Here is a 13260-nt window from a genome sequence, read left to right on the forward strand (position 1 = left end):
CTGCTGGTACTATGCTTTTTGCCTATGTTTAATCTCTTTTTTATGTGCGGTCCGAATGAAAATTGATGATATCGATGCGTTCGTTGCAGTCATCCGCTGCCAGTCGATCAGCCACGCCGCTGAATCGCTGGACCTGACCCAGCCCGCCATCACGCGCCGGGTGCAGAATTTCGAGCAAGCCCTCGGGGTCGAGCTGTTCGACCGCAATACCAAACCGCTCAAGCCGACTCCGATGGGCCTTCAGGTGTACCAGAAGTGCCTGGCGATCCTGCGCGAGATGGATTCGTTGCGCGAGCTGGTGGCCAGTGACACGCCGCCCAGCGGTCTTTTGCGTCTGGGCGTGCCGCAAACCATCGGTGACGTGGTGCTGCTCGATGCGCTCAAGCAGTTGCGTGGGGAGTTTCCCGATCTGCGCGCCCAGGTCAGCACCGGTTGGGGCAGCCACCTGATCGGCAAGATCGAAAACGGCGAGCTGGATGCAGCGGCTGCGCTGTTTCCGGCAGGCAAGATATTTCCAGACAACATCATTGGTCAGTCGATTGGCAAGATGGAGCTGGTGGTGGTCTGCGCCAAGGGGCTGGCCCCGAAAAAGCCCGGCAAGCTGGCGGATTGTTATGAGCAGGGCTGGGTGCTTAATCCGGACGGCTGCGGTTTTCGTGCAGGCTTGCAGCGCACGCTGACCGATCAGGGCTTGAGCATGAAGGTCAATCTGGAAACTTTCGGCACCGAGCTGCAACTCGGGCTGGTGGCCGATGGCATGGGGCTTGGCCTGGTGCCCCGTCCGCTGCTGGAACGCAGCGCGCACCGCGAGCAGTTGGTGGCGCTGCCGCTCAAGGACTTCAAGCCGGTAATGGACTTGTGGCTGTTCTACCCGCGCTTTCTCGGTAACCTGCAAGCGCCGGTGGAAGCCTTTGGCACACTGGTGGCTCGGTCGCTCAAGCCGGTCTCGGCAGCCGCCTGAACACCGCATTGCGGGCAGGCGGTCTGGCGTTGGGCGTCAGACCGGCCCGCAGGATATAGGTTGAATCAGGCGACCTGTTCGCGAGCCTGCTGTTCACGTTGCGCCACCAATGCGCGGGTCAGCGGGATCAGCTTCTTGCCGTAGTCGATGGCATCTTCCAGTGGATCGAAGCCGCGAATCAGGAAGGTGGTAATCCCCAGATCGTAGTAATCCAGCAGCGCTTCAGCGACCTGTTCCGGGGTGCCAACCAGCGAGGTCGAGTTGCCCTGTGCGCCGAGCAGGCCGGCGATGCCTGTCCAAAGGCGCTTGTCCAGGCGCGATCCTTGTGCAGCAGCGGCCAGCAGGCGGCGTGATCCTTCATTCGGCGGTTCGCGACGTACAAAGCCGTTGCGGTCTGCCAGGGCCTTGGCCTTTTCCAGAATACTGTCGGCACGTGCCCAGGCCTGTTCCTCGGTCTCTGCCAGAATCGGGCGCAATGACAGGCTGAAACGAATGGTCCGCCCATGTCTGGCGGCTTCGGCGCGGACCTGTTTCACCACGTCACGCACCTGCTCGTATGTCTCGCCCCACAATGCATAAACATCGGCGTGTTTACCCGCCACAGCAATCGCCGCCGCCGAGGAACCACCGAAGTACAGAGGGATATGTGGCTGCTGTGGGGATTTGACCAACGAGTGCGCACCCTCAAGCTGGTAGTAGGTGCCGTTATGATCGAACGGCTTGTCGCTGGTCCATTCCTGACGCACCACGCTGAGGTATTCGTCGCTGCGTGCGTATCGATCGTCCTTGCCGATATGGCTGCCGTCGGCGCGCAGTTCCTTGTCGTCACCGCCGGTGATGATATGCACGGCAGTGCGGCCGCCATTGAACACGTCCAGCGTCGCGAACTGCCGTGCGGCCACCGTGGGCGCGATGAAGCCGGGGCGATGGGCGACCAGAAACTTCAGTTTGGTGGTGACGCTGGCGGCATGCGCTGCGACCAGCGTGCTGTCCGGGCTGTTGGAGTGGTAGGCGATCAGCGCGCGATCAAAACCGGCATCTTCATGAGCCTTGGCCACGGTCTTCACGTAGTCGGGCTGGATGCCCGCGCCGCTGCGCGGGTGAATTTCAGAACCGGGTTGCGTGGCGATATAGCCAATGAATTCGATGCTCATGAAAACTCCTGCCAATGGTTGAGGTCCGTTCGACCTTGTCGAGAGGCACCATAAAGGCAAGGGGCAGACGCTGTGAAATTCGATTTCGGTCTAAGTTAATTATAAAAAATATGCATGATATTTGTTTGTTTGATCAAATATTTTGACTATTAGCTTAGGTCTAAATCGAATTTCACGCAGCGTTCTTATGCTAATAGCATGGCCCTCATAATGTATCGGGTGCGTCCTGCCCGGTTCGTCCAGGAAGGATGTGCCCATGTCTGACACAACGCTGAACCTCGCAGACCCCGGTTTTCTGGTGGTCAAAAAACCCGAACAGAGCCGCGTCTCGCAATCGGTTCGCCCGCGCTGGCAAGTGCCGGGTTTTGTCTTGCGTCTGCTCAGCCCGCTGGTGCTGTTGCTGCTCTGGGAGCTGGCTTCACAAACCGGTCTGCTGCCAGTCCGCGTGATTGCCGCGCCGTCGCAGATCGGCGGTACGCTCTGGTCGATGATCGTTTCGGGCGAACTGGCCCACCACTTGTGGGTTTCGTTGCAACGGGCACTGTCGGGCTTGAGCATTGGCGTCAGCATCGGCGTGGTCGCTGCGCTGGTGACCGGGCTTTCCCGACGTGGCGAAATCGTCCTTGACTCGCCCATGCAGATGTTGCGCACCATTCCCTCGCTGGCACTGGTGCCACTGTTCATCCTCTGGTTCGGCATTGGCGAGTTCACCAAAGTGGCGCTGATCGTCATGGGCACCACGTTTCCGGTGTACCTGAACCTGTTTTCCGGCATCCGCAATATCGACCCGAAACTCATTGAGGCTGCCAATACGCTCGGCTTGAGCCGCCGCGAGCTGATCTGGCACGTCATCCTGCCCGGCTCGTTGCCTGCGTTTTTTGTCGGGCTGCGCTATTCACTGGGTATTTCGTGGCTGGCCCTGGTCTTTGTCGAGCAAATCAACACCACCGCTGGCATCGGTTATCTGGCCAGTGATGCGCGGGACTTCATGCGCACTGATGTAATCGTTATCTGCCTGTTGATCTACAGCGTCCTTGGTCTGGTGATCGACGCCATCATTCGCACGCTGGAGCGCTATGCGCTGGCTTGGCGACCGACCTTCGTGAGGCATTGAACACATGGCGACTCCTGATCTGCGCAACACTCCATTCGTCGCCCCCCAAGCGGGGCAGGCGCCTGTACAACTGCGCGACGTGGTGCGCCAGTTTGGTCGGCAACGGGTCATCGACGGGCTGAATCTGGACATTGCTCCGGGCGAATTTGTCGCTTTGCTCGGGGCCAGTGGCTCCGGCAAGACCACCTTGCTGCGCACTCTGGCCGGGCTGGACGAGATCGACAGCGGTGAGCTCCGTGTGCCGGTCGCGCGTGCGGCGGTTTTTCAAGAGCCGCGCCTGATGCCGTGGAAAAGCGCGTGGAAAAACGTGGTTCTCGGCCTGCGCATCAACGATGCCAAGGCTCGGGCTGAAGCGGCATTGACCGAAGTTGGCCTGGCGCATCGGCTGAATGCCTTTCCGGCCACCTTGTCCGGTGGCGAAGCGCAGCGTGTGGCGCTGGCGCGTGGGCTAGTCCGTGAGCCAAAACTGTTGCTGCTCGACGAGCCTTTTGCCGCACTCGATGCGTTGACGCGCATTCGCATGCATCAACTGATCATCGACCTGTGGCGCAAACACACCCCGGCGGTGCTGCTGGTGACGCATGATGTCGATGAGGCGATCCTGCTCGCTGACCGGGTCATCGTGCTGGCCGACGGCAAGATTGCCGACGACATCCGCGTCGACCTGCCGCGTCAGCGCGACAGCGGGCAGGCCGGGTTCCAACTGATTCGAAGCCGCTTGCTGGGCTTGCTGGGCGTCAAGGTGAACGCAGCTGCCGATACCGCTCCGCAAGCACCGGAGCAGGACGTAACGCTCAGCGCACTGCGCCGCTTCGCCAACGCTCGTTGATTCGGCGCACGCTGCGTATCATGGTCGTCTGAATTTCCGAAGGGGACGCCCATGTCTGTCGAAAAGCCTGAAGTCATCATCACCTATTGCATTCAATGCCAGTGGCTATTACGCGCTGCCTGGCTGGCCCAGGAACTGCTGAGCACGTTCAGTGATGATCTGGGTAAAGTCTCGCTGCAGCCAGGCACCGGCGGCGTGTTCCGTATTACCTGTGACGGCGTGCAACTCTGGGAACGCAAGGCCGATGGCGGCTTTCCCGAAGCCAAGGTGCTCAAGCAGCGGCTGCGTGACCAGATCGATCCGGCCCGCGATCTGGGCCACAACGACCGCCATACTCCGGCAGACCCTCAGTAATACGGGGCAACTGTCACGACATCGCCACGCACGTGTCACATTCGGTTAACCGGCATGCTCCACTCTTCTGGAAACCCTGCCGGAGGTCGTCACATGACCAGTGCTCAGCTCGCCACACCCAGCCGCAAACAGCGCGTGCGCACCTTGTGGATTTCCGACGTTCATCTGGGCACACGTGATTGCCAGGCCGAGCACCTCTCCGCGTTTCTCAAGCGCTATCAGGCTGACAAGGTGTACCTGGTCGGCGACATCATCGATGGCTGGAAACTGCGCGGCGGCATGTACTGGCCACAAGCACACACCAACGTGATTCGCCGCTTGCTGACCATGAGCAAGCGCGGCACCGAAGTCATTTACGTCACCGGCAATCACGATGAATTCCTGCGCCGTTACTCCAAGCTGGTGCTGGGCAACATCCAGTTGGTAGACGAAGTCGAACACGTGACGGCCGATGGACGTCGTTTTCTGGTCATTCACGGCGACCAGTTCGACGTGATCACCCGCTACCACCGCTGGCTGGCCTTTCTGGGCGACTCGGCCTATGAATTCACCCTGACCCTCAACCGCTGGCTCAACCACTGGCGCGCCAAATACGGCTATGGCTACTGGTCGCTGTCGGCGTACCTCAAGCACAAGGTCAAGAGTGCGGTGAATTTCATCAGCGATTTCGAGGAAGCCATCGCCCACGAATGCGTGAAGCGCGGGCTGGACGGGGTGGTCTGCGGGCACATCCACCATGCGGAAATTCGCCAGGTGGGCGGCGTGGAATATCTCAACTGCGGCGACTGGGTCGAATCCTGTACCGCCCTGATCGAACACCTGGACGGCAACATCGAACTGTTCCGTCTGGCGGATGCGCATTTGAAGGCGCAACAGGTTGCGGTCGAAGAACCCGCCAGCGAAACGCTTGCCTGAAGCAGTCTGCCTAGAAAGGCACCTTACCCAGAAGCATGTCGCGGTACATCACAAAGTCGCCGAGCAAGCTGTAAAACGGATGCTTGAACGTGGCCGGACGGTTCTTCTCAAAAAAGAAATGCCCGGCCCACGCGAAACCGTAACCCGCGACCGGCAACAACCATAACAACCCCCAGCGGCCGCTGCCCACACCAAACGCCAGCAGGAAAATCACCAGAGACGTACCGACAAAATGCAGACGCCGGCTGGTAGCGCTACTGTGCTCGGCAAGATAAAAAGGATAGAACTCGGCAAAGCTCGAAAAACGCCTGATGGTATCCACGGTGCCTGTCCTCGTGTGGGTTCTTATTGTTATACACAAATTTAGCCGACTGTCGTGCCGATGTGGAGCATTCGAGTCGTGCTCATGTTTACGACTATCGTGCCAATGCTCTGCGTTGGCACGCAGTTCGTGACGTTCCGCGTTACAAATCCAAGATGCGAAACACCGTCATGCCTTGCCCGCAGCCACTGCCGCAAAAGCGCTTTTCAACCGCGATGGCACTGACGACGCAGAGTGCGACGTTAGTGACGGCTGAGTCCTGGCGCTGCTCCGGGGGTAGCCTGGCAGGACGCCAGGCTAGCCGCACCGGGCCATGGATGGCCCGTTGCGGCGACCCCCGGAGCAGTGACAGGGCGAAGGAACCCGACGAAGTCGGGCCGGAAACCGGAGCGAAAGGCTAATGAGATGGTCAGCCCGATCCGAGAAACCCGGAGTGTCTACACTTTCCGGGTTTCTCTCTAACGTCGAGGAGATCACTCATGAAAAACGGCCTCAAGCTCTTAGGCATCGACATTGGTAAAAATAGTTTTCACCTCATAGGCCATGATGCAGGCGGCCACCAAGTATTACGCAAGTGCTTCAATCGCAATCGCCTTCTGCAGTTTGCGGCTCAGATTGAACCCTGCTCCATTGCAATGGAGTCGTGCGGTGGCTCTCACTGGCTTGCCAGGAAACTCGCCTCGCTGGGGCACCGGGTGAAGTTGATTGCTCCGCAACATGTGAAGCCCTACGTGACGGGCAACAAGAATGACTTCATCGATGCCGAAGCTATATGCGAGGCGGCCTCCAGACCGCGTACTCATTACGTTGCCGTTAAGACTGTGGAGCAGCAGGTACTTTCTGTACAACATCGTCTTCGCGAGTCACTGGTTTGCCACCGTACTGAAGCCATCAACAGGGTGCATGGTTTTTTGCTTGAGTTCGGAGTTGCCTTGCCAGTCACCAAGGCAGCGATCGCCAAAGTACCTGAGCTGATTGACGATTCACGTAGCGACCTGCCGCTGCAGTTCAAAAGGGTCATGGAGCATTTGCTGGAGGATATTCATCGCCTTGATACCGAAATAAAGGCCTGTGATGCGCAAATCAAGCAGCAACTGGCGCAAGACGATGCTGGTACACGCTTGATGACGATTCCTGGCATTGGTCCTATTACCGCCAGCGCATTTGTAGCGGATCTGGGTGACGCTTCCAATTTTCGAGCCTCACGAGACCTTTCCGCTTTTCTGGGGCTGGTTCCCAGACAGTTCTCTACAGGCGGGAGACCCGTATTGCTGGGTATCAGCAAGCGAGGTGACAGGCACCTGCGAACCCTGCTGGTGCAAGGTTCTCGAGCGCTCATGATTCGAATAGAACGCCGCGATGATGCCCTTGGGCAGTGGGTAAGAGACTTGTTGACACGCAAGCATCCGAACAAGGTGGTATGTGCTTTAGCGAACAAGCTGGCAAGAATCGTATGGGCGGTGCTCAGACGAGGTAGCACTTACAACGCATCAATGATCTGAGTAGAAAATAGACATACCAGCTTTTGCGACGCAGTGATGATGACGATAAACAGCTCATGGCCTGACTGAGAACCTGATAACCAAAGCAGCCTTCGAGGCTTTAAGGCTTTTGAGGACAGTAAGGCGGCGAATACTCATCAAGGGCCGGGCAGCAAAATTGCCCAGAATGAGCCCGGATACATTAGCGCAAGCATGCTTTACCGCTCATCGAACTGCGATTGCAGGGGGTGGGCTGACCATACATTTGGTTACTTTGGCCTCATCAAAGTAACTCGCCGAGGGGCGAAAAGGTGACCTGAGCCGAACGCCAATCCACCTGACATCGCAGAACCCCTGTGTGACGCAGAGCGTCACGAACTGCATTCCCACGCGGAGTGGTATGACCCCCGAAGGTTGGACGATTATTTCTACGCTGCCTGAGCGGCCTGCATTCTGAACTCCACAGGGCTCAGGCCGCTAAGTTTCAGTTTGATGCGTGACTGATTGTAATACTCAATGTACTCGTCGATGCCCGCATGAAGCTCATCCAGATTGTTAAATTTGTTCAGATAGAAAAACTCGGACTTCAGCGTGCCAAAAAAACTTTCCATAGCCGCGTTGTCGTAGCAGTTGCCCTTGCGCGACATGCTGCATGTGATCGAATGCTCATTGAGTAATCGTTGGTAAACAGGCATCCGATATTGCCAGCCCTGGTCTGAGTGCAAAATAGGCTTTTCATGCGGCTCAAGCTTCTTGAACGCTCCTTCAAGCATTTCGTCCACCATGGAGTACAGCGGGCGCCTGGCGATTGCATAGGAAATGATTTCGCCGTTGTACAGATCCATGATGGGCGACAGATAGAGCTTCTGGCCTCCCACTTTGAACTCAGTGACGTCCGTGGCCCATTTTTCATTAAGGTGCTGGGCCTTGAAATCACGCTTGAGAATGTTGGGCGCAGCCTTGCCTACTTCGCCCTTGTAAGAGCGGTATTTCTTCACTCGCACCAGGCTCTTCAGGCCAAGCTGCCCCATCAGTTTCTGCACCGTCTTGTGGTTCACAAGATGGCCTGCGCGCCGCAACGCCGCCGTGATACGACGATAGCCATACCGGCCTTTATGATCGTAGAAAACTGTCTGAATCAGGTCTTTCAGCCCGGCGTACTTATCGCCCGCTTGCAGTACCTTTTGTTGATAGTAAAAAGTGCTGCGCGCCAGACCGGCAAGCTTCAGCAGGCCACCCAGAGAATGCCCCAGTCTCAGTTCGGTTACGATTTGCGCTTTTTCTGTTGCGCTATTCGTTGCTTCTTCTGAGCCAAGGCATCGAGCTTTTTTAGATAGTCGACCTCCATCCGCAGTTGCTTCACCTCGGCAAGCAACTCGTCACGCGAGCGCGATTCATCGTCGATTGAGGGGGCGTTCACAGGCGGAAGTGCAGTCGTCATCTTTCTTGGGCGTCCGGCTTTTGTGGGTGGCTTGGAGGAGGCATCAAAGGCCCCTTCTTCATAATGGCGCTGCCATAGACCGATGATGCCGAACTGACGGATATCGAACAAGGCCGCTGTCTGGCGCAGAGATAAACGCTCATCATGCATGCGCTTCAAAACAGTCAGCTTGAACTCGTCACTGTAGCGCTGGCGTTTTTTCTCTTGCAGGCCCGCTACGCCATGAATCTGATAGGCCGCAACCCACTGCCTAAGGCAGGAAAAATCCACATCGTGGCGATGCGCAACATCCCTCAAACCTGCCTTGCCAGCACAATACTCTTTCACGGCTGCGAGTTTTGCCTGCTCTGTATATTTACCCATGACGCCTCCAAAGGTTGCATCCAACCTTCGGGGGTCACACCAGAGCGCGGGAACGAGAATCTGAGCCGAGCCCCAATTCACCTGAAGTCGCAAAACCGCCGTGTGACGCAGAGCTTCACAAACTGCATTCCCACGCGGAGCATGGAAACGATAATGCCTTACCCGCGGCCTCTGCCAGGCCTCAATGCCGCCAGAATGCCGGTACACAGAGCACCAACACAGTAATGATTTCCAGACGGCCAAGCAGCATGCCGCCGGACAGAATCCATTTGGCCGCATCCGGCAGGGTAGAGAAATTACCCGCCGGCCCGATGACCTCACCCAGCCCTGGCCCTACACCCGATACCGTACTGGCAGCGCCGGTCAGCGCCGTCATCCAGTCCAGCCCGAGCAGCGACAGCATCAGCGCGATCAGACAGATAGTGATCGTGAAGAAAAACGAAAAGGTCAGGATCGAGCGCACGATCTCATCGTCCAGCCTATGGCCATTGTATTTCTGCTTCATCACCGCGCGCGGATGGATCAGTTGATTGAGGTTGGTCTTGAGCAGAATGTAGGCCACCTGAAAACGGAAGATCTTCACTCCGCCGGCTGTCGAGCCAGAACAGCCGCCGATAAAGCCCAGATAAAAGAACAGCATCAGCGAGAAATTACCCCACAAGCTGTAGTCACCCAGTGCAAAACCCGTCGTCGTCACCACCGAGGTCACGTTCAGCGCGACATGGCGCAGCGCCTCGGTCCACGGCAGGTCCGTGGTATTGGCGTACCAGACCGTCATCACCAGCCAAGTGATCAACAGCAGCCCGATCAGGCCCTGAACCTGCTCATCCTTGATCAACGCCTTGCGGTTGCCACGCAATGTCGCGACATACAGGGTAAAGGGCAGGCTGCCGAGGATCATCACCACGATCGCCACCCAATGCACCGCCGGTTGCGGCCATTTGGCCAACGACTGGTCGGAGGTGGAGAAGCCACCTGTGGAAATCGCCGACATCGCATGGTTGATCGCGTCGAACAGACTCATGCCCGCTGCCCAGAAAGCCAGACTGCCCAGCGCGGTAAAGCCGACATAGGCGAGCACGATGAACTTGGCCACCATGTGCGAGCGGGGCATGACCTTTTCCGAGCGGTCCGAGGACTCGGTCTGAAACAGACGCATGCCGCCGATGCGCAGCAGGGGCAGAATCGCCACGGCCATACCGATGAAGCCGATACCGCCCAGCCAGTGCAGCATTGAGCGCCAGATCAGAATGCCCGGCGACATGCTGTCCAGATGGCTGAGTACTGTCGAGCCGGTGGCCGTGATGCCGGACATGCTCTCGAAGAACGAGTCGGTGTAACTGATGTGCTGGGTCAGCAGAAAGGGCAGGGCGGCGAAAATGCACACCACAATCCAGCTGGAGACGGTCAGCATGTACATGTCCCGAGGGCGCAACTGAACGTTGTCGGGGCGTCCGGGCACCACCAGCGCCAGACCGGCGATAAAGGTGATGGCGCTGGCCCAGAGAAACTCGCGCAGATCTTCGAAACGGTCGTAGATGACCAGCGTGGCCATGGGCACGATCATGGCGACAGCCAGGGTGATCAGGAAGATGCCGATAATGAAACCGATGATACGCAAGGTCGGCAACGACATGACAGGCTCTGGCTGGTGTGAGGAAAGGCGCCATTCTACCTGCGCTTGAAGGCATGTAAACCGGCGCGGCCGAGGAGCGTCTGCAAGCGCAGAGGTAACGAATTGTGCGTCGCACTCGTTATTGACGCTAAACAGGCTCTAGAATGCTCGATCACTTTTCAAGGAGACAGTCCATGCAGGCGCTCGACGTTTTGCTCAATCGTGTATCGGTTCCACGACTGGTCGACCCGGCCCCGGACGCTGCGCAGCGGGAAATCCTGTTCGGTGCTGCATTGCGCGCGCCGGATCATGGACAGCTCAAGCCGTATCGTTTTCTGACGGTTGAAGGCGCGGCCCGTGAGCGCATGGGCGAGATGCTGGCGCAGGCGCTGCAGGAGAGTGGTGCTGAAGTGACCCCGCAGGCGCTGGAAAAGGCCCGTCTTGGCCCATTGCGCGCACCTTTGGTGGTGGTCGTGATCGCGCGCTTGCAGGACCACTTCAAAGTCCCGCACTCGGAACAACGGATCACCGCCGGATGCGCCGCCCATGGCGTGTTGCTGGCAGCGTATGCACTGGGTATCGGTGCGGTCTGGAGGACTGGCGAGCTGTCCTATGCGCCACAGGTAGCCAAGGGCTTCGGCCTTGAAGCCGGCGAAGAAGTGCTCGGCTTTCTGTACCTGGGCACCCCGCTGAACCCGCCGCGGGAAGCACCAAAAGTCGATGTGGGCGGGTTTGTCAGCGAGTGGCAGGGCTGATCAGACAGCCGACGAACTGAGCGGCTCTCTGGGCAGATCCAGTGTGGCGATAAACCCGCCGTCCGGGTGATTGCCCAGCATAAGAGTGCCGCCATGTCGTTCCGCTGCGCGTTTGGCGATCGCCAGTCCCAGGCCGTGACCCGGGGTGGTCTGGCCGGGGGCTCGGTAAAACGGCTCGCCCAGTTGCGTCAGGTGTTCGTCGGCAACGCCTGGGCCATGATCGCGAACGCTCAGACGGATGTGATCGCCGACCTGAGTTGCCTGCAGATCGATGCGCTGGCCGCTCGGGTTGAAGCGCAGCGCGTTGCGCAGCAGGTTGTCCAGCGCCCGTTCGATCATGTCCGGCCAGCCTTTGAACTGCAGGTTGTCCTGCACATCAATGTGAATATTCTGATCGACACCGTCCAGCTGTGTGTCGCTCTTCAGGCGCTGCAGCAGCGCTTCGAGGTCGACGGGCTCCGGGCCGCGAAGCTCTGCGTCGAGGCGTGCCAGGGCCAGGATCTCGCTGATCAGCGCCTCCAGCCGGTCACATTCACGGCCCAGCCGTGGCCAAAGCTTTTCACGCTCTGCAGGCTCCGCACGTTCAGCCAGCGCCAGGGCGATGCGCAACCGGGCCAGCGGTGAGCGCAGTTCATGAGACACATCGCGCAGCAACTGGCGCTGACTGCCAATCAGGCTTTGCAGGCGCGCGCCCATGCGGTTGAAGTCCTTGGCCAGCACGCCGAACTCGTCACGCCGGTTGGCCAGTTGTCCGAGGCTGTGCTGTTGATAGCTGGTTTGCCCCAGATCGTGCACTGCGCCGCGCAGGCGACTCAGTGGTCGGGTAATCGACAGCGTCACGAACAGGCTGAACAGGGTCAGGACCACCAGTGCAATGCCCAGCGCGCTCAATGGCCACATCAGACTCTGACGGTGCCACTCGTCGAGCTCCGGGTGCGGAACGCGGTAGATGAACAGGTAGGTTTCGCCGGTCTTCGGGCTGCTGTACTCGGTGGCCAGACGGCGCCAGGGCAGTTTGCGCCCCTGCTCGTCGTCTTCCCGCTGCCGTGCTTCCAGGGCGGCGGCGCGCGGCGGGAAGGTGCCACGCACCATGGGCTCGCCGCTTTCGCTGAGCACTTGAGTGTCGATACGATTGCGTCGTTTGATGTCCTGAAGAAATTCCTGAGCGTTATCCGCGCCCTTGTCCTCGAAGCGTTGTGTCCACTGTTCGGGCAACGAGTTGAGCACCGGGTGACGACTGAGGATCCACGCATCCTGATTGAGCATATGCCCCATGAGCACCGACAGGCCGCCTACCAGAGCGATGGCCAGCCAGAAGCTGGCCAGGATTCGCCAGAACAATGAACGCACGGGATTTCCTCGGTCTCAGTAAAAAAGCCCGGCATGCGTGCGCATGCCGGGTTGTGTTCAACTCATCGGGCCGCGAGGCCTGATGGTTACAGCGTTTTTGCTGCTTTTGCCGCTTTCCAGGCCTTGAACTCGGCCCATTCGGCGCGACGTTCATCTTCTTTCTTCTTGATTTCGTCAAACTGCTTCTGCTGGTCAGGCCTCAGCAGTGCACGAACTTCGCTGTCGGTCTTGGAGCGTTTGGCTTCGATTTCGTCATGCATTGCTTTCTGGTCGGCAGCAGGCATTTTTTCCAGGTAGCTTTGGGTGATTTCGCGGCGCTCGTGTCGTTGCTCGCGCATCAAACGTTCGATCTGCTGACGCTGTTCACGTGTCAGGTCCAGCTCACCCATCGGTCCCATTGGGCCAGGGCCGCGGTCCATACGTGGGCCAGGGCCGCGGTCATCGCGATCCATGTGCATGGCAGGTCCGTCAGCATCCGGGCCACCGGCAGGTGGCGGTGGTGGTGCGGCCATGGCGATGGTCGGCAGGGCAGTAGCAAACATCAAAGCGATCAGGGTCTTGCGCATTGTGTATCTCCTTGTCTCTAGTGCGGCTCGATGCCGATGA

At 58.6% G+C, this 13260-nt stretch carries 13 protein-coding genes; 7 read left to right on the forward strand and 6 right to left on the reverse strand.

Annotation, left to right across the window (positions count from 1 at the left end):
- Positions 1 to 55 precede the first annotated feature (55 nt).
- Positions 56 to 961 carry a LysR family transcriptional regulator gene (locus JOE29_RS07000; protein ID WP_003393841.1) on the forward strand — a complete coding sequence of 302 codons (906 nt, stop codon included), beginning with the start codon at positions 56 to 58 and terminating at the stop codon, positions 959 to 961.
- A gap of 65 nt (positions 962 to 1026) precedes the next feature.
- On the opposite strand, the gene JOE29_RS07005 is transcribed toward JOE29_RS07000, so the two are convergent.
- Entirely contained in the window at positions 1027 to 2115 is a 1089-nt protein-coding gene (locus JOE29_RS07005; RefSeq protein ID WP_210079205.1) for an LLM class flavin-dependent oxidoreductase, read from the reverse strand.
- A gap of 256 nt (positions 2116 to 2371) precedes the next feature.
- On the opposite strand from JOE29_RS07005, the gene JOE29_RS07010 reads away from it, so the two are divergent.
- From JOE29_RS07010 to JOE29_RS07025, 4 genes are all read left to right on the forward strand, one after another.
- Positions 2372 to 3229 (forward strand): ABC transporter permease subunit, encoded by an 858-nt coding sequence (locus tag JOE29_RS07010; RefSeq protein WP_058446405.1) that lies wholly within the window; start codon positions 2372 to 2374, stop codon positions 3227 to 3229.
- 4 nt (positions 3230 to 3233) lie between these two features.
- Positions 3234 to 4058, forward strand: coding sequence for an ABC transporter ATP-binding protein (locus JOE29_RS07015; protein WP_057445898.1), 825 nt, complete (start codon positions 3234 to 3236; stop codon positions 4056 to 4058).
- Between the two features lie 51 nt (positions 4059 to 4109).
- On the forward strand, positions 4110 to 4412 hold the full coding sequence (locus JOE29_RS07020) for a SelT/SelW/SelH family protein (RefSeq protein ID WP_003314703.1): 303 nt from the start codon (positions 4110 to 4112) through the stop codon (positions 4410 to 4412).
- Positions 4413 to 4505: 93 nt separating this feature from the next.
- Positions 4506 to 5327, forward strand: a complete 822-nt coding sequence (locus tag JOE29_RS07025; protein ID WP_003342638.1) for a UDP-2,3-diacylglucosamine diphosphatase — start codon at positions 4506 to 4508, stop codon at positions 5325 to 5327.
- Between the two features lie 10 nt (positions 5328 to 5337).
- Here the strand turns inward: JOE29_RS07025 and JOE29_RS07030 are convergent, their stop codons facing one another.
- Positions 5338 to 5649 carry a DUF962 domain-containing protein gene (locus JOE29_RS07030; RefSeq protein WP_003393857.1) on the reverse strand — a complete coding sequence of 104 codons (312 nt, stop codon included), beginning with the start codon at positions 5647 to 5649 and terminating at the stop codon, positions 5338 to 5340.
- A 479-nt stretch (positions 5650 to 6128) separates the two neighbouring features.
- On the opposite strand from JOE29_RS07030, the gene JOE29_RS07035 reads away from it, so the two are divergent.
- Positions 6129 to 7151 carry an IS110-like element ISPsy7 family transposase gene (locus tag JOE29_RS07035; RefSeq protein WP_210079216.1) on the forward strand — a complete coding sequence of 341 codons (1023 nt, stop codon included), beginning with the start codon at positions 6129 to 6131 and terminating at the stop codon, positions 7149 to 7151.
- A gap of 407 nt (positions 7152 to 7558) precedes the next feature.
- Here JOE29_RS07035 and JOE29_RS07040 read toward each other — a convergent pair.
- Together JOE29_RS07040 and JOE29_RS07045 are read right to left on the reverse strand one after the other, a co-directional pair.
- Positions 7559 to 8934 (reverse strand): IS3 family transposase gene (locus JOE29_RS07040; protein ID WP_210079218.1). Its coding sequence is split into 2 segments (ribosomal slippage): positions 7559 to 8463 and positions 8463 to 8934, totalling 1377 coding nucleotides; the frame shifts between segments, so codons are not numbered across the junction.
- 181 nt (positions 8935 to 9115) lie between these two features.
- Entirely contained in the window at positions 9116 to 10570 is a 1455-nt protein-coding gene (locus JOE29_RS07045) for a TrkH family potassium uptake protein (RefSeq protein WP_003314706.1), read from the reverse strand.
- Between the two features lie 173 nt (positions 10571 to 10743).
- On the opposite strand from JOE29_RS07045, the gene JOE29_RS07050 reads away from it, so the two are divergent.
- Positions 10744 to 11304 (forward strand): nitroreductase family protein, encoded by a 561-nt coding sequence (locus JOE29_RS07050; protein WP_004411117.1) that lies wholly within the window; start codon positions 10744 to 10746, stop codon positions 11302 to 11304.
- Here JOE29_RS07050 and JOE29_RS07055 read toward each other — a convergent pair whose 3' ends face one another.
- Together JOE29_RS07055 and JOE29_RS07060 are read right to left on the reverse strand one after the other, a co-directional pair.
- Entirely contained in the window at positions 11305 to 12654 is a 1350-nt protein-coding gene (locus JOE29_RS07055) for a HAMP domain-containing sensor histidine kinase (protein WP_016568665.1), read from the reverse strand.
- An 86-nt stretch (positions 12655 to 12740) separates the two neighbouring features.
- Positions 12741 to 13220, reverse strand: a complete 480-nt coding sequence (locus JOE29_RS07060; RefSeq protein WP_003314709.1) for a Spy/CpxP family protein refolding chaperone — start codon at positions 13218 to 13220, stop codon at positions 12741 to 12743.
- Between the last annotated feature and the right edge of the window lie 40 nt (positions 13221 to 13260).

This window comes from Pseudomonas sp. PvP009, assembly GCF_017832995.1.
Taxonomy (GTDB): domain Bacteria; phylum Pseudomonadota; class Gammaproteobacteria; order Pseudomonadales; family Pseudomonadaceae; genus Aquipseudomonas; species Aquipseudomonas syringae.